Source organism: Serratia sp. szju, assembly GCF_044594185.1.
GTDB classification, from domain to species: Bacteria; Pseudomonadota; Gammaproteobacteria; order Enterobacterales; family Enterobacteriaceae; genus Serratia; species Serratia bockelmannii.
In genome coordinates this window covers 540,715-561,439 of the sequence record NZ_CP172576.1, presented here as the reverse complement: position 1 = coordinate 561,439, position 20,725 = coordinate 540,715, and the positions used below count along the sequence as shown (strand labels likewise).

General features: G+C 61.0%; 17 protein-coding genes and 1 riboswitch. Of the genes, 5 read left to right on the top strand and 12 right to left on the bottom strand.

Annotated elements, in window-relative coordinates; all coding sequences use genetic code 11:
- Window positions 1-2,367, bottom strand: coding sequence for a DNA polymerase II (locus RE418_RS02775; RefSeq protein ID WP_399675778.1), 2,367 nt, complete (start codon window positions 2,365-2,367; stop codon window positions 1-3).
- 214 nt (window positions 2,368-2,581) lie between these two features.
- On the opposite strand from RE418_RS02775, the gene RE418_RS02770 reads away from it, so the two are divergent.
- Window positions 2,582-3,352: a DedA family protein gene (locus RE418_RS02770; RefSeq protein WP_046898113.1), complete on the top strand. Its 771-nt coding sequence runs from the start codon at window positions 2,582-2,584 to the stop codon at window positions 3,350-3,352.
- 27 nt (window positions 3,353-3,379) lie between these two features.
- Here the strand turns inward: RE418_RS02770 and ilvN are convergent, their stop codons facing one another.
- The 7 genes from ilvN to sgrR all read right to left on the bottom strand — a co-directional run bounded on the left by ilvN (window position 3,380) and on the right by sgrR (window position 10,821).
- Entirely contained in the window at window positions 3,380-3,673 is a 294-nt protein-coding gene (ilvN, locus tag RE418_RS02765; protein WP_033641839.1) for an acetolactate synthase small subunit, read from the bottom strand.
- A gap of 3 nt (window positions 3,674-3,676) precedes the next feature.
- A complete protein-coding gene (ilvB, locus tag RE418_RS02760; RefSeq protein ID WP_042783677.1) occupies window positions 3,677-5,371 on the bottom strand; it encodes an acetolactate synthase large subunit in 1,695 nt (564 codons plus the stop codon).
- Between the two features lie 111 nt (window positions 5,372-5,482).
- Window positions 5,483-5,596: an ilvB operon leader peptide IvbL gene (ivbL, locus tag RE418_RS02755; protein WP_154747116.1), complete on the bottom strand. Its 114-nt coding sequence runs from the start codon at window positions 5,594-5,596 to the stop codon at window positions 5,483-5,485.
- An 88-nt stretch (window positions 5,597-5,684) separates the two neighbouring features.
- Window positions 5,685-6,389, bottom strand: coding sequence for a thiamine ABC transporter ATP-binding protein ThiQ (gene thiQ / locus RE418_RS02750; protein ID WP_025301552.1), 705 nt, complete (start codon window positions 6,387-6,389; stop codon window positions 5,685-5,687).
- The gene (gene thiP, locus RE418_RS02745) at window positions 6,376-7,983 is read right to left on the bottom strand and encodes a thiamine/thiamine pyrophosphate ABC transporter permease ThiP (protein ID WP_089180558.1); all 1,608 of its coding nucleotides are present in this window, start codon (window positions 7,981-7,983) and stop codon (window positions 6,376-6,378) included. The genes thiQ and thiP overlap by 14 nt, the downstream gene beginning before the upstream one ends.
- Window positions 7,959-8,945, bottom strand: coding sequence for a thiamine ABC transporter substrate binding subunit (thiB, locus tag RE418_RS02740; RefSeq protein WP_089180559.1), 987 nt, complete (start codon window positions 8,943-8,945; stop codon window positions 7,959-7,961). The genes thiP and thiB overlap by 25 nt, the downstream gene beginning before the upstream one ends.
- A gap of 57 nt (window positions 8,946-9,002) precedes the next feature.
- A riboswitch (TPP riboswitch) is annotated at window positions 9,003-9,122 on the bottom strand.
- A gap of 37 nt (window positions 9,123-9,159) precedes the next feature.
- Window positions 9,160-10,821, bottom strand: coding sequence for an HTH-type transcriptional regulator SgrR (gene sgrR / locus RE418_RS02735; protein WP_089180560.1), 1,662 nt, complete (start codon window positions 10,819-10,821; stop codon window positions 9,160-9,162).
- Between the two features lie 90 nt (window positions 10,822-10,911).
- Here sgrR and sgrT point away from each other — a divergent pair, with 90 nt between their 5' ends.
- The 3 genes from sgrT to RE418_RS02720 all read left to right on the top strand — a co-directional run bounded on the left by sgrT (window position 10,912) and on the right by RE418_RS02720 (window position 14,053).
- Window positions 10,912-11,085, top strand: a complete 174-nt coding sequence (sgrT, locus tag RE418_RS02730; RefSeq protein ID WP_071826098.1) for a glucose uptake inhibitor SgrT — start codon at window positions 10,912-10,914, stop codon at window positions 11,083-11,085.
- Window positions 11,086-11,239: 154 nt separating this feature from the next.
- Window positions 11,240-12,436 carry a sugar efflux transporter gene (locus tag RE418_RS02725; RefSeq protein ID WP_089180561.1) on the top strand — a complete coding sequence of 399 codons (1,197 nt, stop codon included), beginning with the start codon at window positions 11,240-11,242 and terminating at the stop codon, window positions 12,434-12,436.
- Window positions 12,437-12,580: 144 nt separating this feature from the next.
- On the top strand, window positions 12,581-14,053 hold the full coding sequence (locus RE418_RS02720) for a DASS family sodium-coupled anion symporter (protein ID WP_025301557.1): 1,473 nt from the start codon (window positions 12,581-12,583) through the stop codon (window positions 14,051-14,053).
- A 37-nt stretch (window positions 14,054-14,090) separates the two neighbouring features.
- On the opposite strand, the gene leuD is transcribed toward RE418_RS02720, so the two are convergent.
- From leuD to leuA, 4 genes are read right to left on the bottom strand one after another with little or no spacing between them, the layout of a single operon-like run.
- Window positions 14,091-14,693: a 3-isopropylmalate dehydratase small subunit gene (leuD, locus tag RE418_RS02715; protein WP_043135950.1), complete on the bottom strand. Its 603-nt coding sequence runs from the start codon at window positions 14,691-14,693 to the stop codon at window positions 14,091-14,093.
- A 9-nt stretch (window positions 14,694-14,702) separates the two neighbouring features.
- The gene (gene leuC, locus RE418_RS02710) at window positions 14,703-16,103 is read right to left on the bottom strand and encodes a 3-isopropylmalate dehydratase large subunit (RefSeq protein ID WP_025301558.1); all 1,401 of its coding nucleotides are present in this window, start codon (window positions 16,101-16,103) and stop codon (window positions 14,703-14,705) included.
- 1 nt (window position 16,104) lies between these two features.
- Window positions 16,105-17,196 (bottom strand): 3-isopropylmalate dehydrogenase, encoded by a 1,092-nt coding sequence (leuB, locus tag RE418_RS02705; protein ID WP_025159635.1) that lies wholly within the window; start codon window positions 17,194-17,196, stop codon window positions 16,105-16,107.
- A gap of 2 nt (window positions 17,197-17,198) precedes the next feature.
- The gene (leuA, locus tag RE418_RS02700; protein WP_033641848.1) at window positions 17,199-18,773 is read right to left on the bottom strand and encodes a 2-isopropylmalate synthase; all 1,575 of its coding nucleotides are present in this window, start codon (window positions 18,771-18,773) and stop codon (window positions 17,199-17,201) included.
- Between the two features lie 872 nt (window positions 18,774-19,645).
- Between leuA and leuO the strand changes: the two genes are divergently transcribed.
- Window positions 19,646-20,593 carry a transcriptional regulator LeuO gene (leuO, locus tag RE418_RS02695; protein WP_025301560.1) on the top strand — a complete coding sequence of 316 codons (948 nt, stop codon included), beginning with the start codon at window positions 19,646-19,648 and terminating at the stop codon, window positions 20,591-20,593.
- Window positions 20,594-20,725: the final 132 nt, after the last annotated feature.

The window sequence follows — 20,725 nt, the reverse complement described above, 5'->3', positions numbered from 1 at the left end:
TCAAAACAGTCCCATCTGCCCGGTGACCAGCGTGGTGAAGTCGTCGTGCAAGAAAGGGAGTATAGCGTCTGCCACCGGTTGCAGCTGACGTTCGAGGTAGTGCTGATAATCGATGGGCGAATGGCGGGTTTCCAGCGGTTCCGGCCCGGCGACGGTCATCACGTAGCTGATCCAGCCGCCGTTCTGATACTGCAGCGGCCGCCCCTGACTGCGGTTGTAGTCGTCGGCGATGCGCGCGGCGCGGGCGTGCGGCGGCACGTTGCGCTGATAGTCGTCGAGCTTTCTGCGCAGCCGTTTGCGGTACACCAATTGATCGTCGAAGTCGCCGTTCAGGGTTTTGCCGACGTAGTCACGCACATAGTCCTGGTAGGGCTGTTGTTTGAAGATGCGCTGATAGAGCTGCTGCTGGAACTGCTGCGCCAGCGGCGTCCAGTCGGTGCGCACCGTTTCCAGGCCTTTGTACACCATCTCTTCCTGGCCGTCGGCGCGCGCGATCAGGCCGGCGTAGCGTTTCTTGCTGCCCTGCTCGGCGCCGCGAATGGTCGGCATCAGGAAGCGGGAATAGTGGGTTTCGAACTCCAGCTCCAGCGCGTTCTCCAGCCCGAACTGCTGCTGCAGATGCTGCTGCCACCAGGCGTTGACCCGTTGCACCAGCGCCCGGCCGATCTGCGCCGCCTGTTGCTCGTCATGCGGCTGTTTCAGCCAGACGAAGGTGGAGTCGGTGTCGCCGTAAATCACCTGATAGCCTTCGGCTTCGATCAGCTCGCGGGTTTGGCGCATGATCTCGTGGCCGCGCAGGGTGATCGACGACGCCAGCCGCGGATCGAAGAAGCGGCAGCCGCTCGATCCCAGCACGCCGTAAAGTGCGTTCATGATGATCTTCAGCGCCTGCGACAGGGGCTTGTTGTGCTGGCGTTTGGCGGCCTCGCGCCCTTGCCAGATCTGCTCGACGATCGCCGGCAGGCAGTGTTTGCTGCGCGAGAAGCGGGCGTTGCGAAAGCCGGGCACCGAGTCGGCGTCGCTGGGGTGGCGCATGCCTTCCACCAACCCGACCGGATCGATCAAGAAGGTGCGGATGATCGACGGGTACAGACTTTTATAGTCCAGCACCAGCACCGAGTCGTACAGGCCGGGCCGGGAATCCATCACAAAGCCGCCGGGGCTGTGTTCCTCCGGCTGTTCGTCGAGGTTGGGGGCGACAAAGCCCAGGCGATGCATGCGCGGCATATAGAGGTGGCTGAAGGCCGCCACCGATCCGCCGCTGCGATCGGCCGCCAGCCCGGTGACGGTGGCGCGCTCCAGCAGGAAGTTGAGCAGGTCGGCCTTGGCGAAAATCCGCGTCACCAGCTCGCAGTCTTTCAGGTTGTAGCGGGCCAGCGCCGGCTTGTCTTCGGCGAAGCGCCGGTCGATCTCCGCCATGCGCTGATAAGGGTTGTCGATCGCCTTGCCTTCGCCCAGCAGTTCCTGCGAAACGTATTCCAGGCTGAAGGAGGGAAAATTCCAGGTGGCGGATTTCAGCGCCTCGATGCCGTCGATGATCAGGCGGCCGGCGGCGGCGGCGAAAAAGTGATTCTGCTTGAAACCATGCTCGCGCCATTCCAGCAGGTTGCCGCCGCGCCCCAGCCGCAGCGGGATTTGGTAGCGCTCGGCGTGCTTTTGCAGCACCCGCAGATCGAACTGCACCAGGTTCCAGCCGATGATGGCGTCGGGATCGTGACGCTCCAGCCACGCGTTCAGTCGTTCCAGCAGTTGAGGGCGGCTGGCGCAATATTCCAGATCGAAATCCAGCGGCTCATCGCCGCCGTTGGCCGGCCCCAGCATGTAGACCTGCCGCTGGCCGCAGCCTTCCAGCGCGATGGAGTAAAGCTCGCCGTGGGCGGTGGTTTCGATATCCAGCGACACCAGTTTTAGCGTTGGGCGGTACTCCGGCGCCGGCTTCATCTGGCCGCTGAGCAACGGCCCATTGCCGTCGCCCAGGCCGTTGAACCATACCGGCGCGGTAATGAAGCGTTCCATCAGGTAGCGCTCGGGCGGGCGAATGTCGGCCTCGTAGACCGCAACGCCGCCTTCCCGCAGCAGTTTTTCCAGCTTGATGAGCTGACGGTGCTGGCGGCAGTACAGCCCCAGCATCGGGCGGTGATGAAAATCCGTCAGCGCCAGCGGTTTCAGTTCGACTTGCCGCTCTTCGCGCAGCAGCAGTTCCGCGCGCTGCCTTTGTTCGGCGGGGATAAATGCCACCGAGGTTTGCGGCGGCAGACGCAGCTGGCGCGGGCCCGCGTCGGTCGCCAGCCAAAATTCGACCTCGGTGCCGGCGGGCGTGTCGCGCCAGTGGCGAGTGAGCAGGAACCCCTGTTGCAGTGCTGTCATAACCCCTTCGTTTTCCGCCGGGCGGCGTGTGCGACGTTCAGCGTGATGTCGGTTTTGGCGCTAATATAGATAAATTACAGTATGGGTTTTTATACAGTCATTGTCCATTGCCGCGCGCGTTGCCAAATACGCATACAATTCATCGATTGACTCGCCAGCGGCGGCGCTGGAAAATCCTCGGCCCCGTTTGGCCCGAATAATCCACAGAGGTGTAATGGAAGCCTATTTACAAGATTTGATCACCCAGTCACTGGCTTTCACTCTGATGGTCGTTCTGCTGGTCGCTTTTCTGGAGTCGTTGGCGCTGGTGGGGCTGCTGTTGCCCGGCACGGTGATGATGGCCAGCATCGGCGCGCTGATCGGCAGCGGCAAGGTGGATTTTTACTACGCCTGGGCGGCGGGCATCGTCGGCTGCCTGCTCGGCGATTGGATCTCCTATTTCGTCGGCCGCGCCTTTAAGGGGCCTTTGCATCGCTGGTCGTTTCTGAAGAAGAACAAAGCGCTGCTCGACAAAACCGAACATGCCTTGCACCAGCACAGCATGGCGACCATTTTGATCGGTCGCTTCGTTGGCCCGACGCGCCCGCTGGTGCCGATGGTGGCCGGCATGCTCGATTTGCCGCCGTACAAGTTCGCGTTGCCGAACATCATCGGTTGCCTGACCTGGCCGCCGGTCTATTTCTTCCCCGGCATTCTGGCGGGGGTGGCGATCGATATCCCCGCCGACGCCAACAGCGCGACGTTCAAGTGGCTGTTGCTCGCGGCGGCGCTGCTGGTCTGGCTGGCGGTGTGGCTAAGCTGGCGCTGGTGGCGCGAGGGCAAGCGCAGCGCCGATCGGCTGAGCCGTTGGCTGACACCGCTGCGGCTGCGCGTGGTGTGCGGATTGAGTTGGCTGGCGGCGTTGGCGGTCGGCTATTTGCTGAGCCAACAGCCGCTGATGCCGGTGTACCGGCACCTGCTGTGGAAAGTGCTGTCCGGGCAATGATTGCGGGGGCATTAGCCCCCGTTCGCCTTACTGGAAGAACGCTTCCAGCTGTTCAAATACCCGCACGTCTTCGCTGTGGCGCTTCACCCGCAGCACGTCTTCCAGCTTTTCCACCTGGCTTATCATTTGTTCCAGCCGCTGATCGTCGGCGACCAATAGCCAAATGCGGCTCTGTTGGCCGTCTTTCAACGGCAGACACAGAATGCCTTCGACGTTGAACGCGCGGCGGGCGAACAGCCCGCAAACGTGCGACATCACGCCGGGATGGTTGCGCACCGCCAGCTCCAGGATCACCTGTGGTTTATCTTGTGGTTGCAGCATGGCTTATTCTCCAATCATGTCGATGTTGGCGGCGCCCGGCGGCACCATCGGGAACACTTTTTCGTTGATATCGATCAGCGCGTGGATCAGGCAGGGACCCGGGCGCTGGATCGCCTCAGCCAGCGCCGCCTGAGGATCTTCCGCGGCGTTCAGATCGCAGGTATCCAGCCCGAATCCGGCAGCGATTTTCAGGAAGTCGGTACGCTTAGGATAGGCGGCGGCGAAGATGCGCTGTTGGTAGAACAGGGTTTGCTGCTGGTGCACCAGCCCCAGCGCCTGGTTGTTCATCAAAATGATTTTCACGTCCAGATCGTGCTCGACCGCGGTGGCCATTTCCTGAATGTTCATCATCAGGCTGCCGTCGCCGGAGAAGCACAGCACTTTACGTTCGGGCTCCGCCAACGCCGCGCCGATCGCCGCCGGCAGACCGAAGCCCATGGTGCCCAGGCCGCCCGACGTCAGCCACTGGCGCGGCCGGCTCAGCGGATAGGCCTGCGCTACCCACATCTGATGCTGACCCACGTCGGTGGTGATGATGGCGCTGTCGTCCACGCAGCGCGCGGCGGCCAGCACCAGGCCGTAATGGCTCAGCGGATCGTCGGCGTTCGGCATGTTGAACGGGAATTCGCGCTTCAGATCGTTGACGGTGTTCAGCCACGCGCTGCGCGGTTGCGTGTCGATCTGCGGCAGCAGCTGTTGCAGCACCTGGCCGACGTCGGCATGGATCGCCACGTTGGCCTGTTTGACCTTGCCCAGCTCGGCGCGGTCGATATCCACATGAATGATGGCGGCGTTAGGGCAGAACTGCTCGGTTTTGCCGATTGCCCGATCGTCGAAGCGCGCGCCCAGCACGATCAGCAGATCGGCCTCCTGCAGAATGAAGTTGGTGCTGCGCGCGGCGTGCATGCCCAGCATGCCCAGTGACAGCGGGTGTTCCACCGGCATCGCGCCCAGCGCCATCAGCGTCATGGTGGTGGGCAGACCGGCGCGCTCGGCCAGCTCCAGCGCCTGCCGGTGAGCGTCGGCGCAGATGATGCCGCCGCCCAGGTAGAGGATGGGGCGTTTCGCCTGATTGATCATCGCGGCGGCCTGCGAAACCAGCGCCGGATCGAAGCTCGGGGCGGCGTCCGGCACGGCGATCGGCGGCAGCTCTTCCAGGGTGATGGTGGCGGTTTGCACGTCTTTCGGCACATCGATCCAGACCGGGCCGGGACGGCCGGACTCGGCGATGCGGAACGCGTCGCCAATCACCTGCGGCAGCTCGCGGATATCGCGCACCAGATGGTTGTGCTTGGTGATCGGGATGGAAATGCCGTAGGTGTCCACTTCCTGGAAGGCGTCGGTGCCGATCATCGAGGAAGGCACCTGCCCGGTGATGCACACCAGCGGAATGGAGTCGAGCTTGGCGTCGGCGATGGCGGTGACCAGGTTGGTGGCGCCCGGCCCGCTAGAGGCGATGCACACCGCCGCCTTGCCGTTGGCGCGCGCCATGCCTTGCGCCATAAAGCCCGCGCCCTGTTCGTGGCGCGCCAGCACGTGGTGAATGCGGGTGCTTTGGCTCAGCGCGTCATACAGCGGCAGCGCCGCACCGCCAGGGATGCCGGCGACGGTGGTGATGCCCTGACGCTCCAGCAAATGAACGATCAATTGTGCGCCGGTAAAGCGGGTACTCGGTTGAGGCGTGCCCGAAGTTGCCATGTTCCTGTCCTTTCTCAAGGCCGGTGAGCTTTGCTGGGCAGGGTGCTAAAACAAGAAACCCCGCCCGGTTTGCGCCGGCGGGGTTTGGGAATCGATGCGTTGATTCGGACCCTACGGCGCATTGCCGACGACCACCACCACACGCACGACGACCACCGCGGCTGGTAGCGCGGTAACTAGTAGGGTCGAAGTCAGCGAGGATGCGATCACAGGGAACCTTATCATCAGTAAAAAAAGTCAGGTTTTTATAAAAACACAGGCGCAAAATTCGCACAACAGGTTTATTGGCGCAGCATAAAAAACGCGCGTCAGATCACGCTTTACCCGAAATGCCCAACACGCGCGCTTCCGGTGCGCTGCCGTCCAGCAGGGCCTGCGTCGGGCCGTCGTAGTAGATGCGGCCGTCGACCACCAGCAGCGTGCGCGGTGCGATGCGTGCGGCGTCGTCGAGATTGTGCGACACCATCAGCAGCGTCAGATTACGCTGTTCGCACACCGTCTGCAGCAGCTGCAACATCTCGTTGCGCAGCGCCGGATCGAGCGCCGAGAAGGGCTCGTCGAGCAGCAGGATCGGCCGTTGGCGAATCAAACAGCGCGCCAGCGCGGCGCGCTGACGCTGGCCGCCGGAAAGCTGCGACGGCAGGCGCTCCAGGTGCTCCTCCAGGCCGACCTGACGGGCGATATGCGCCCGCTGTTGGCGCTGTTGTTCAGTCAGGCGCAGGCCGGGATCCAATCCCAGCCCGATGTTCTGCGCCACCGTCAGGTGCGCGAACAGGTTGTTCTCCTGAAACAGCATCGACACCGGCCGTTTGGCCGGCGGCGTGGCGGTATGATCTTCGCCGTTCAGCAGCAGCCGGCCGCTGGCCGCCGGCAGAAAACCGGCGATCAGGCTCAGCAGGGTGCTTTTACCGGCGCCGCTGGGGCCGAGCACCGCGACGCGCTCGCCCGGCTGGATGCGCAGATCAAAGCGCATCGGCAGGTGTTCATACAGGTAGGTCAGTTTTTCAAGCGTCAGCATGGCGCCCCGGTAAGCGTTCGATCAGGGTAAACAGCAGGAAGCACAGCAGCAGCAGCAGCAGCGCGGTCACCGCCCCGTCGTTGCTGCGGTAGGCGCCAATCTGCTGATACAGGTAAAAAGGCAGGGTACGGAAATGCTCATTGCCAAACAAGGCGACCACGCCGAAATCGCCGATCGACAGCACGCAGGCGAAGGCCAGCGCCTGCGCCAGCGGGCGGCGCAGCGCGCGCAGTTCGATCAGCCGCAGCCGCTGCCAACCGCGGATATCCAGCGACAGGCACAGCGGGTTGTAACGTTCGGCGAGGTCGCGCATCGGGTTCTCCAACACCTTCAGCGCATAGGGCACCGCCATCAGCGCATTGGTGAGGATCACCAGCGCATAGGGCGACTGCGGCAGCCCAATCGTATCGCTCAGCAGCAGGAAGAAGCCAGTGGCCAGCACGATGCCCGGCATCGCTAGGATCACCATGCCGCTCAGCTCCAGCGCCTGGCCGCCGCGCAGTTGCTGTCGCAGCTTCAGCTCGCGGCTGCTCCACAGCAGCATCATCGTGAGCGCCACGCACAATAGCCCGGCGCCGAGGGCGATGCGCAGCGACGTGAACAGCGCCTGCCACAGCACCGGCTGGCGCAGCACGCTGACGACGGCCTGATTGGCGCCGTCGGCAATCACCGCCAGCAGGGGCGGCAGCAGCAGCAGCAGCGCGGCGGCGATCAGCAGAAAATCGCTGATGCGCCGCCACCGGCTGTCTTCCGGGTTGCGCCAGCGCTGGGCGTGGGTATGGCCCACCGGCAGCACCTGGCTCAGGCGCTGGCTGATCAACACCAGCCCCAGACAACAGCTTAACTGGATCAGCGCCAGCATGGCGGCGCGGCCCAGATCGTAGTCGTAACTCAGCGCCTGGTAGATCGCCAGTTCGATGGTGGTGGCCTGCGGTCCGCCGCCCAGCGACAGCACGGTGGCGAAGCTGGCGAAACACAGCATGAAGATCAACGCGCCGCTCGGCAGGATCTGGCGGCGCAGCGCCGGCCATTCGACGAAGCGGAACTGCTGCCAGCCGCTCATACCCAGTTGGGCGGCCAGTTGGCGCTGCTCCACCGGAATGTTCTCCAGCGCCTGCAGCAACAGGCGGGCGGCCAGTGGCAGGTTAAAGAACAGGTGCGCCAGCAGAATGCCCTGCAGCCCGTAGGGCGAGAAGCCATATTCGACGCCCAGCCAGCCGCACAGCGTCGCCAGCCAGCCCTGGCGCCCATAGACGCTGAGCAGGCCGAACACCGCCACCAGCACCGGCAGCACCAGCGTCATGGCGCACAGCCGCAGCAACAGCTGCCGGCCGGGGAAACGGCGGCGATAGAGCGCGCGCGCCAGCAGAACGGCGGGCAGCACCGAAATCAGCGCTGACAGCAGCGCCTGCCAGAAGGTGAAGCGCACCACGTGCCACAGGTAGCTGTCCTGCCACAGGCCGCGCCAGTCGCTGTCCGGCGCATGGCGCCACAGCGAGCCCATCGCCAGTGCGGCGACCAGCAGGATCACGCCGGCGGCCAGCAGCCCCGGCCAGAGCCAGCGGGGGATCAGCGGCTGACGGCGGTTTGCCATGCCCGGATCCAACCGCCGCGTTGTGTGGCCACCTCTTCGGCGCTGTATTGCAGCGCGGTCTGCGGCACGTTCATCTGCTCAAAGCCGACGGGCAGCGGGGTGTTGATCACCGGATACATCCAGTTGCCGGTCGGGATGGTGTTCTGGAACGCCGGCGTCACCATGAACCGCATGAAACGCTCGGCCAGCTCAGGCTGTTTGGCGGCCTTCAGCTTGCCCGCCACTTCCACCTGCAGGTAGTGGCCTTCGCTGAACGTGGCGGCGGCGTAAAGGTCTTTTTTCTCTGCGATCAGGTGATAGGCGGGAGAAGTGGTGTAGCTGAGCACCAGATCGCCTTCGCCTTTTAGGAACAGGCCGTAGGCCTCGCTCCAACCTTTGGTGACGGTGACGGTCTTCTTCGCCAATTGCTGCCAGGCGGCCGGCGCCTTGTCGCCATACACTTTTTGCATCCACAGCAGCAGGCCGAGGCCCGGCGTGCTGGTGCGCGGATCTTCGTAAATCACCTTCCAGTCGCGATCGCTGCTGATCAGCTCCTGCAGGCTTTTCGGTGGATTCTTCAGTTTTTCTTTGTTGTAGACGAAGGCGAAGTACCCGTAGTCGTAAGGCACGAAGGTCGTATCCTGCCAGCCGCCCGGCACCGTCAGTTTGGCGGTGTCGACGCCGCTCGGCGCGAACAGGCCGGTTTGCTGCGCCGCCTGCAACAGGTTGTTGTCCAGCCCCAGCACCACGTCGGCGGCGCTGTTCTTGCCTTCCATGCGCAGGCGGTTGAGCAGTGAGACGCCGTCTTCCAGCGCCACGAACTTCAGCTCACAGTCGCACTCGGCTTCGAAGGCTTTTTTTACCGCCGGGCCAGGGCCCCAGTCGGCGGCAAAGGAATCGTAGGTGTAAACCGTCAGCGTCGGCTTGGCGAACACCGGCGCGGCGCATAGCAGCAATAAGCAGGGCAGATATTTTTTGACCACGTTGCACTCCTGAAAAATAAGGGGGCAAGGGTATCTGAGGGGGCGAGGCGGCGTCGCCGGTTCGCTGGGCTCAAATCCCTCCGCCGGTATTGACCGGATCAGGTTCGACGGGTGTGCTCTCAGCGGAAAATCGGGCTTATGCACACGGCCCGACTCACCGCACCCCGTTGAGACGGCGCTATTGTAAAGATTAACCGACCCGGGCGAAAGGCGCTTATGCCTCCGGCGGGGCAAACCAGGCTGACTTGAAGTCGAACCAGCCGAGGGTGTTCATTCGCACGCCGCGCATGCTGCGCTGGCCGTGCAGCTGCAGCCAGTGGTGGAACAGCGGATGTAGCTGGTGGTTGCTGACTAGCCGCTGGCAAAACTCCGCCAGCGGCAAGCGGTTGGCGCGCCATAACTCCGCGTCCTGCGCCAGATCCTCGTTCATGCAGTGCTGCATCAGCGGCAGTTCGTACAGCGTGGCGAACAGCGAAAACTCCAGTGGCAGATAGAAGTTGGCGCTGCCGAGCCACAGATCGCTGCGCGCGTCGCCCTGGTGCCAGGTGGCGTAATCCACGCTTTGCACGATCAGGCGGATGCCGTGCTGCGCCAACAGCGGTTCGATCGCCTGGCGAATGGCGTGAAACTCCGAATGCTCATTGAAGTGGGTCATCGTCAGTTCAGTCAGCCCCGCCGGTTTGGGTTGCTGCGCCAGCGTGCGGTTGTGGTGCCAGCGCGGCAGCAGGCCGTATGCCGGCGACCAATAGCGCTGGTAGAGCGGCCCGGCGTGGCTCAGCAATGAAATGGGGTTGATCAATTCGCACAGCCAGCTGCGAATGGCGGGGTCGGCGGCCAACGTGGAACGCTGATCGAACAGCAAGAAATAACAGCCCTCTTCCAGTCGGCTTTCCAGTTCGTTTTTGCCGGTTTCATCGCCCTGCAGCTGCACGCCGGAGTGCACCAGCTCTTCGGAGAACTCCGGCAGCACCCAGATGTTCACCTCGTCGATCAGCGCCCGGTAGCCGAAATAGTCGTCGAAGGCGTGGATCTTCATCTGGCTGGGAAGATTGCGCACCACGCGGTAGGGGCCGGTGCCGACCGGATGGCGGGCAAAGTCCGGCAGTTCGCGCCATTCGCGCGGCAGGATCATGGCCTGCACGCTGCCCAGCAGCCAGGGTAGCCAGTGGTCGGGGCTGCGCAAATGCACGTCGATAACGAACGGCGTCGGCGAGGTGACGCTTTCGATATGTGAGAACAGCGGTTGCGAGGTCAGACGCGAGAGGGAAGTGATGACGTCTGCCATCTCCAGCTCGCGGCCGTGATGAAAATGGATCGCCGGGCGCAGGTAAAACCGCCAGTGCAAGGGCGTCAGCGCCTGCCAATGGTGGGACAGATCGGACTCCAGTTCCCCGTTTTCCTCATTTATGCGCGTCAGGCCGTTGAAGATCTGGCGCGCCAAATGGGTTTCCGAACGCCGCAGCGCCGAGCCGGGCAGCAGGTTGTACAACTGCCGGTAGTAGAGCACCCGCAGGATGTGTTTACCCTGGCGGAAGCTGCGCCCCAGCTGCGACAGCAGCATTTGGCGCACCACGTTTTTGTCGCCCACCAGCTGCACCAACTGATCGATGCGATCCTGTTCCAACAGCTCCTCGGCCCGCTGTTGCTGCAGCGCCAGGCCGGTGTAGTGGAAGGTTAACCGTGAACGCTTGCCGCGCCCCGACTCCGCCTGCCAGGTGAGCCAGCCTTCCCGCTGCATGGCGCTCAGCAGGGAGCGCACGTGGCGCCGCGAGCAGCTGAGCACCTCCGCCAGATCCTGCAGGGTGGTGTCGGTGGTTTCACCGTGGCAGCGCTGCCACAGGCGGATGAACTGTTGCTGCAATCTGGACGTGGACATAAAAGAGGAACGCTCCCGCCTCAACTCGTCAATTTTTCTTTCCCTATATTACGCCGATAATTTTCATCAATGAAAGGGGAGGGCGTAATCATGAAAGCTTTCTTATCCAAACAGTTCTATCAGCGCTATTTCAGCGCGGTGCGCCGTCAACGCGCCGACTGGCTGAGCGTGGTGCCCGAACAGGCGCGGCTGGCGATGCTGGCACACCTGACGCAATGGGACATCAAAGAGATGACCGATAAGCAATATCGCGAGCACCTGTAGGGGCTGCGGCAACAAGTTTCTGAGTAATGGTGCTGTTTCACCAGCCAGTGGGGCAACCCACTGGTTTTTTTATGCATGGACATGGCGATGCGCTTGCATTTTTCTTGCCGTGGCCTAAGGTTCTTTCTTCTGCTTTGAGGTCAGGGAAGACGATATGCAACGCCTGAGCCGGTTGTCACTGCGCATTAACCCCATCTTTGCCGCATTCCTACTGATCGCTTTTCTCTCCGGCATCGCCGGCGCATTGCTGACGCCGACGCTCAGCCTGTTTCTGACCACCGAAGTTAAGGTGCGGCCGCTGTGGGTCGGGCTGTTTTACACCGCCAACGCGGTGGCCGGCATCGTCGTCAGCTTCCTGCTGGCCAAACGTTCCGACACTCGCGGCGATCGCCGCAGGCTGATCCTGCTGTGCTGCCTGATGGCGGTCGGTAACTGCCTGTTGTTCGCCTTTAACCGCGACTACCTGACGCTGATCACCGCCGGGGTGCTGATGTCCGCCGTTGCCAACACCGCCATGCCGCAGATCTTCGCGCTGGCGCGGGAATATGCCGATAGCGAGGCGCGTGAAGTGGTGATGTTCAGCTCGGTGATGCGCGCCCAGCTTTCGCTGGCGTGGGTGATCGGCCCGCCGCTGTCGTTTGCGTTGGCGCTGAACTACGGATTCACCGTGATGTTCCTGATTGCCGCCGTCACCTTCGCGGTTTGCGTGCTGCTGGTGGGGTTTATGCTGCCTTCGGTGCCGCGCGCGGCGGAAAATGAGGAGCTGCAGGGTAGGGTGTCTGCGCCGATCGCGCCCGCCAGTGCCTGGCGCAATCGCGACGTGCGGCTGCTGTTCATCGCCTCAATGCTGATGTGGACCTGCAACACCTTGTATATCATCGATATGCCGCTGTATATCACCGCCGATCTCGGCCTGCCGGAAGGGTTGGCCGGGGTGTTGATGGGCACCGCCGCCGGGCTGGAGATCCCGGCGATGCTGCTGGCCGGTTACTACGTCAAACGTTTCGGCAAGCGCAACATGATGCTGCTGGCGGTGGTGGCAGGCGTGCTGTTTTACCTCGGGCTGACGGTACTGGAGAGCAAGCCGGCCCTGATCGCGCTGCAGCTGCTCAACGCGGTGTTTATCGGTATCGTCGCCGGTATCGGCATGCTCTATTTTCAGGATTTGATGCCGGGCCGACCGGGCGCCGCCACCACGCTGTTCACCAACAGCATCTCGACCGGGGTGATCCTGGCCGGGGTGCTGCAGGGCGCGCTGGTGGAGAACCTCGGTCATGGCTCGGTGTATTGGATGGCGGCGCTGTTGGCGCTGGCGGCGCTCGGGATGAGCGCCAAAGTGCGTGAAGTGTGAGGTTAAACGACGGCATTCTTGATGCAAGTCATTGAGAAGGCTGAAGCGGACGCCCAAGCTGAAGGCATATGGAGCGCGATCGTTGCGCCCACGCCCGTCTCGCTATTGAGATGCCGCCTTGTTGTTTAGAACAGTGGGAACGTTATGGATAAACTCACACCGCTCAAACCGCTTCCTTCCCTGTGCGCCCTCGCCGCCACGCTGATTATCTGGTTCCTCATTCCCGTGCCGGAGGGCGTTGCGCCCAACGCCTGGCAGCTGCTGGCGCTGTTTATCGGCACCATCATCGCCATTATCGGCAAAGCGATGCCGATTGGCGCGGTCTCGGTGATCGCCATCGCCCTGGTGGCGGTGACCGGCGTCACTAATCCCGGCAAGCCGGGGGCCGCGCTGGACGATGCGCTCAGCGGTTTTTCCAACCAGCTGATCTGGCTGATCGGCTTTTCGATCATGATCTCCCTCAGCCTGAACAAAACCGGGCTGGGCGCGCGCATCGGCTACTATTTTATTTCGCTGTTCGGCAAAAAAACGCTGGGCATCGCCTATGCGCTGACGCTGGCGGAAACCACGCTGGCGCCGGTGACGCCGAGCAACACCGCGCGCGGCGGCGGCATCATTCACCCGATCATGAAATCGATCGCCGACAGTTTCGGTTCAAAACCGGAGCTCAATACCTCCGGCAAGATCGGCCGCTACCTGTCGCTGGTGAACTACAACATCAACCCGGTCACCTCGGCGATGTTTATCACCGCCACTGCGCCTAACCCGTTGATCGTCAGCCTGATCGCCAAAGGCACCCATGGCAGCTTCGAGCTGTCCTGGTCGATGTGGGCGATTGCCGCCCTGGTACCTGGGCTGTGTTCGCTGCTCGTGATGCCGCTGGTCATCTACCTGCTGTATCCGCCGGAGGTGAAAAGCACCCCGGACGCGCCGCGCTTCGCGCGCGAAAAACTGCAGGCGTTGGGGCCGGTGACGCTGCCGGAAAAAATTACCCTCGGGGTGTTCGCGCTGTTGCTGATACTGTGGGCCGGCATTCCGGCGATGATCTTCGGCCCGGCGCTGGCGGTCAATCCCACCACCGCGGCGCTGATCGGCCTGGCGGTGTTGCTGGCCACTGGCGTGCTGAGCTGGGAGGATGTGCTGAAGCATAAAGGGGCCTGGGACACCGTGGTGTGGTTCTCGGCGCTGGTGATGATGGCCAGTTTCCTCGGCAAGCTGGGGCTGATCGGCTGGCTGTCGCAGACCGTGGGCAACGGCATTGACCATATGGGCATGAGCTGGGTGGGCGGTACGATCTTGCTGACTCTCATCTACTTGTATTCGCACTATTTCTTCGCCAGCACCACCGCACACGTGACGGCGATGTTCGCCGCCTTCTTCGCCGCCGGCATCGCGCTTGGCGCGCCACCGGCGCTGCTGGGCCTGATCCTGGCGTTTTCTTCTTCGCTGATGATGTCGCTGACGCATTACGGCACCGGCACCGCGCCGATCATCTTTGGCTCCGGCTATGTGACGCTGGGAGAATGGTGGAAAGCGGGATGGGTGATGAGTGTGGTTAACCTGCTGATCTGGATGCTGATCGGCGGGGCGTGGTGGAAGCTGCTGGGCTACTGGTGAGGAAAAAATTCACCCGCCGGGCGGCGGGTGAAGGGGATTAATTCAGAAACGCCGGCTGCTGCGCTTCGTAGCGGGAGATGTCCACTTCGTGCTGCAGCGTCAGGCCGATGCTGTCCAGCCCGTTGATCATGCAGTGGCGGCGGAAGCTGTCGATTTCGAACGGATAGCTTTTGCCGCCGGCGTTGACCGTCTGGTTCTCCAGATCCACCACGAACTCCGTCCCTTCGTTGGCGTCTACCAGTTTGAACAGTTCATCCACCTGCTGCTCGCTCAGCGTTACCGGCAACAGCTGGTTGTTAAATGAGTTGCCGTAGAAGATATCGGCGAAGCTCGGTGCGATCACCACTTTGAACCCGTAGTCGGTCAGCGCCCAAGGGGCGTGTTCGCGCGAGGAGCCGCAGCCGAAGTTCTCCCGCGCCAACAGGATGCTGGCGCCTTTATAGCGCGGTTTGTTCAGCACGAACGCCGGGTTCGGTTGCTGGCCGGCATCGTCGAGGAAGCGCCAGTCGTTGAACAGATGCTGGCCGAAACCGGTGCGGGTGACCTTCTGTAAGAACTGCTTGGGAATAATGGCGTCGGTGTCGACGTTGGCCGCATCCAAAGGCACCACTAAGCCGGTATGTTGAGTAAATTTAGCCACGTTAGCCCCTTAGTGAATATCACGGATGTCGGCGAAGTGACCGGCGACGGCGGCCGCGGCCGCCATCGCCGGGCTGACCAGGTGGGTGCGCCCACCGCGGCCCTGACGCCCTTCGAAATTACGGTTGCTGGTGGATGCGCAGCGCTCGCCCGGATTCAGACGGTCGTTGTTCATTGCCAGACACATTGAGCAACCCGGCAAACGCCATTCGAAACCGGCTTCGATAAAGATTTTGTCCAACCCTTCGGCTTCCGCCTGGGCCTTCACCGGGCCGGATCCCGGCACCACGATGGCCTGCACGCCGCTGGCGACCTTGCGCCCCTTGGCGATCGCCGCCGCCGCGCGCAGATCTTCGATGCGTGAGTTGGTGCAGGAGCCGATGAACACTTTGTCGATCGGCACGTCGGTCAATTTGATGCCCGGTTTCAAATCCATGTAGGCCAGCGCTTTCTCGGCGGAGGCGCGCTCGACCGGATCGTTGAACGATTCCGGCGCCGGGATCGCCTGATTGACGGCGATCACCTGGCCGGGGTTGGTGCCCCAGGTGACCTGCGGTGCGATCTCTTCGGCGCGCAGCGTCACCACGGTATCGAACTGGGCGTCGGCGTCGGACTTCAACGTGCGCCAGTAAGCGACCGCCTGCTCCCAGTTTTCGCCGGTTGGCGCGAACTGGCGCCCTTTCAGGTAGGCGAAGGTGGTGTCGTCCGGCGCCACTAAGCCGGCTTTGGCGCCCATTTCGATCGCCATGTTGCACAGGGTCATGCGGCCTTCCATGCTCAACGCTTCGATCGCTTTGCCGCAGAACTCCACCACGTGGCCGGTGCCGCCGGCGCTGCCGGTTTTGCCGATCACCGCCAGCACGATGTCTTTGGCGGTGATGCCCTCGGCGGCGTCGCCGGTGACTTCAATCTTCATGGTTTTGGCCCGGCCCTGCTTCAGGGTTTGGGTCGCCAGCACGTGTTCCACTTCGGAGGTGCCGATGCCGAACGCCAGCGAGCCGAAAGCGCCGTGGGTGGCGGTGTGCGAGTCGCCGCAGACGATGGTCATGCCCGGCAGCGTCATGCCTTGCTCAGGCCCGATCACGTGCACGATGCCCTGGAAGGGGTGATTCAGGTCATACAACGAAACGCCGAATTCCGCGCAGTTCTTGATCAACTCCTGCATCTGGATACGTGCCATCTCGCCGCTGGCGTTGATGTCTTTGGTCTGGGTCGACACGTTGTGATCCATGGTGGCGAAGGTTTTGCCGGGCTGGCGTACCTTGCGGCCCATGGCGCGCAGGCCGTCGAACGCCTGCGGCGAGGTGACTTCGTGCACCAGGTGACGGTCGATATACAGCAACGGCGTTTCGTTCGGCGCTTCGTATACCACGTGGGCGTCGTACAGCTTCTGATATAAGGTCTTGGCCATGTTATGCCCCCTGAGCTACAAAGCGAGCGATGATGTCGCCCATTTCATCGGTGCTGACGGCTTTGCCGTCACCGGCCAGATCGGCGGTGCGGTAGCCCTGTTCCAACGCCTGGTTGATGGCGCGCTCCACGGCGTCGGCCGCTTCATCGGCGCCCAGGCTGTAACGCAGCAGCAGGGTGGCGGACAGGATCTGCGCAATTGGGTTGGCGATGCCTTTGCCTGCAATATCCGGCGCGGAACCGCCCGCCGGCTCGTACAGGCCGAAGCCTTGCTCGTTCAGGCTGGCGGATGGCAACATGCCCATCGAGCCGGTGATCATCGCGCATTCGTCGGACAGGATGTCGCCGAACAGGTTGGAGCACAGCAGCACGTCGAATTGGGACGGATCCTTGATCAGCTGCATGGTGGCGTTGTCGATATACATGTGCGACAGCGACACGTCCGGGTAATCCTTGGCAACCTGATTGACCACTTCACGCCACAGGATGGAGCTTTGCAGTACGTTGGCCTTGTCGATCGACGTCACCTTGTGGCGGCGCTTGCGGGCGGATTCGAAGGCGATGCGTGCGATGCGTTCAATCTCGAAACGGTGATACACCTCGGTATCGAAAGCGCGCTCCTGCATGCCCTGGCCTTCGCGGCCCTTCGGTTGGCCGAAGTAGATGCCACCGGTCAGTTCGCGCACGCACAGAATGTCGAAGCCGCGGGCGGCGATGTCGGCGCGCAGCGGGCAGAATGCCTCCAGCCCTTGATACAGGCGGGCCGGGCGCAGGTTGCTGAACAGTTTGAAGTGCTTGCGCAGCGGCAACAGCGCGCCGCGTTCCGGCTGCTCGGCCGGCGGTAGGTGTTCCCATTTCGGGCCGCCCACCGAGCCGAACAGGATGGCGTCGGCCTGCTCGCAGCCGGCGACGGTCGCCGCCGGCAACGGGCTGCCGTGGCGATCGATGGCGATGCCGCCGACGTCGTACTCGGCGGTGGTGATGCGAATATCAAAGCGTTGACGCACCGCGTCCAATACTTTGCGCGCCTGAGCCATTACTTCCGGGCCGATGCCGTCTCCGGGCAAGACGGCAATGTGATAAGTCTTCGTCATGTTCACACCGTTTCCTGATTATTTTGATGTTTGTTTTGCTGCAGGCGCTGCTTTTCTTTTTCTACCTGCTGTGAGCGCCAAATATTGTTCAACACGTGCACCATTGCCTTGGCAGAGGATTCGACGATGTCGGTCGCCAGGCCTACGCCGTGGAAGCGGCGGCCGTTGTAAGAGACGACGATATCCACCTGGCCCAGCGCGTCGCGGCCATGGCCCTTGGCGGTCAACTGGTACTTCACCAGCTCGATCGGGTAATCGGTGATGCGATTGATCGCCTGATAGACCGCATCGACCGGGCCGTTGCCGGTGGCGGCTTCGGCTTTCTCTTCGCCGCCGCAGATCAGTTTCACCGAGGCGGTGGCCATGATGCTGCTGCCGGACTGCACGCTGAAGTAGCCCAGGCTGAAGTGCTCCGGCTCTTCCTGCTGTTTATTGATGAAGGCCAGCGCCTCCAGGTCATAGTCGAACACCTGGCCTTTTTTGTCGGCCAGCTTCAGGAAGGCGGCATACAGGGTATCCAGGTTGTAGTCCTGCTCCTGGTAGCCCATCTCTTCCATGCGGTGTTTCACCGCCGCGCGGCCGGAGCGGGAGGTCAGGTTCAACTGCACGTCCTTCAGGCCGATCGACTGCGGGGTCATGATTTCGTAGTTTTCGCGGTTCTTCAGCACGCCGTCCTGGTGAATGCCGGAGGAATGGGCGAAGGCGTTGGCGCCGACGATCGCCTTGTTGGCCGGAATCGGCATGTTGCACAGCTGGCTGACGATCTGGCTGGTGCGGAAGATTTCCTGATGATTGATGTTGGTGTGCACGTTCATGATGTCCTGGCGCACTTTAATCGCCATGATCACCTCTTCCAGTGAACAGTTGCCGGCGCGCTCACCGATGCCGTTCAGGGTGCCTTCCACCTGACGGGCGCCGGCCTGGACCGCGGCAATGGAGTTGCCGACCGCCATGCCCAAATCGTCGTGGCAGTGTACGGAAATGATGGCTTTGTCGATGTTCGGCACGCGGTCATACAAGGTGGTGATGATGCCGCCGAACTGGTTCGGCGTGGTGTAGCCGACGGTGTCCGGAATATTGATGGTGGTGGCGCCGGCGTTGATGGCGGCTTCGACCACGCGGCACAGATTGTCGATCGGCGTGCGGCCGGCGTCTTCACAGGAGAACTCTACGTCGTCGGTGTAGTTGCGGGCGCGTTTGACCGAGCGCACCGCCATCTCCAACACTTCGTCGAACGAGCGCTTCAGCTTCGATTCGATATGCAGGGTGGAGGTGGCCAGGAACACGTGGATGCGGAACGCTTCGGCGACGCGCAGCGCTTCGGCGGCCACGTCGATGTCTTTGTCCACGCAGCGGGCCAGGCCGCAGACGCGACTGTTCTTGATCTGGCGCGCGATGGTTTGCACCGATTCGAAGTCGCCCGGCGAAGAGACCGGGAAGCCGACTTCCATCACGTCAACGCCCATTCTTTCCAGCGCCAGCGCAATCTGAATCTTCTCTTTTACGCTCAGACTGGCCTGCAATGCCTGTTCGCCGTCACGCAGCGTGGTATCGAAAATAATGACTTGTTGGCTCATCGGTGCATTCCTTATCGTGTTGATTTCACGCTAAGCGGGCAAAAAAAAACCCGCGCAGTAGCGCGGGTTTCTTATGGGTGATCGGCTGAGTCAGCTCCGAACTTCATCCACAGGCATACCGCGCAAACAAGATGCGTTGAGTAGTAGGCCTAGTAGACGGTGGGTACGGATCATAAGGGTTCAGCTTCTCTTAAATTGGGTGTCTGCCTAATTTGATACGTGATTGGCCTGGCGATGTCAACACCTGATTGAATGCGGGGACAATGCACCGGCTAAGTGGCCAAACAGAGGAACATTCGGTAAAAATGCGGTGCTCTAGAGAAAAAGTGGGGCGCAGTTTGCGCGTTGCTTAGCATAAACGAATCGAATAGAGACTGCGCTAATTGCTTCTGGATTTTGTTGGGTTAAGATTTGTGATGAAAATTAAGAGAGATTAATCACGGGAGGCAACAAAATAACATTTTTAATTCAAATGATTGAAATTGGATTCATATGATTAATTGATTGTTTTAGTCATAATATAACAAAATAATGCGATTTTACACAAAGTGAGCAGTGTTTTTAGATGGTTTGATTGCTTATGATGTGTTTTTATAGTTTGTCTCATACAGTGCGGTTACGTTGTTTAATTGTATTAATCATTGTTAATACCTAATTGTTGGTACCACCCAGGTAGCATTCTTCCTGCTGACGGGATAAGTGACTGACATGCATTCCATATACGACTTATATCGTGTCGATAACACGAGGTTTTTTATCGGCTCATGACGGTAATAGCAGGATTTGTCGTGCAAAGATAAGACAATGCGGCGTTTCATTGTTTTTCGAGCATAAGGATTAGATTATCTACACAGGATTTAGTGGAGTGAAATATGGCTGAATATGATTCAGAAATCGCCATGGTCAAAGAGCCGGCGGACATCCATTTGCGCAGCGTCGATCTTAATTTGCTGACGGTGTTTGACGCCGTGATGCAAATGCAAAATATTACGCGAGCCGCTAATTCGTTGGGGATGTCGCAGCCGGCGGTGAGTAACGCGGTGGCGCGCCTGAAGGTGATGTTCAACGATGAACTGTTTGTGCGCTGCGGGCGCGGGATTCAGCCCACTATGCGCGCCAGGCAGCTGTTCGGGCCGGTGCGGCAAGCGCTGCAGCTGGTGCAAAATGAGTTGCCGGGATCTGAGTTTGAGCCGCTGACCAGCACGCGAGCGTTCTCCTTGTCGCTGTGCAGCCCGCTCGATTTACGTCTGGGCGCTGGAATAATCAATCACGTCAAACAGATCGCGCCGCAGCTTAACCTGCAAATAAAGTCATACATTAACAATAATATCGAACATCAATTGCGTTATCAGGACGTCGAGTTTGTCATCGGCTACAGCCGTTTCGAGTCGGCGGAGTTTCGCAGCCTGGCAATGTTCGACGACGAATTAGTGCTGGCGGTCGCGCAGGCGCACCCGCGAATAGGGGAGGAGGTGACGCCGGAGAAAATGTTGGCCGAACAGCACGCGGCAGTTTCCCTGGAAAGTTTTGGTTCTTTCAGTAAACCTTTTTATTTAGAGGAACCGATGCTGCGCACCGTGACACAACAGTGCACGGATCTCTACAGCGTGTTGAATATGGTGTCGCAAACGGACATGGTGGCGATTGCGCCCGCCTGGCTGGTGCGGCAACAGACGGAAGCGTTGAAAATAAAGTCGGTTCCTTTATGTGGCAACGATAATAAAGCTACTTGCTATCTCTCCTGGCATGAATCCTCCGAGCGGGATAAAGGCCACCAGTGGATGAAATCCGTTCTGATTGAGGCCGGTAACCCAAAGTAACGCGATAAAAAATGGGGTCATACAAAAATAATATTCAACTGAGCGTTTTTTTCTCATGATAAAAGCTAAGAACTATCTGGGTTTTTATTAAGATGTTTCTTGGTTTTGCGGCGATAAAATAACTTATTTTCA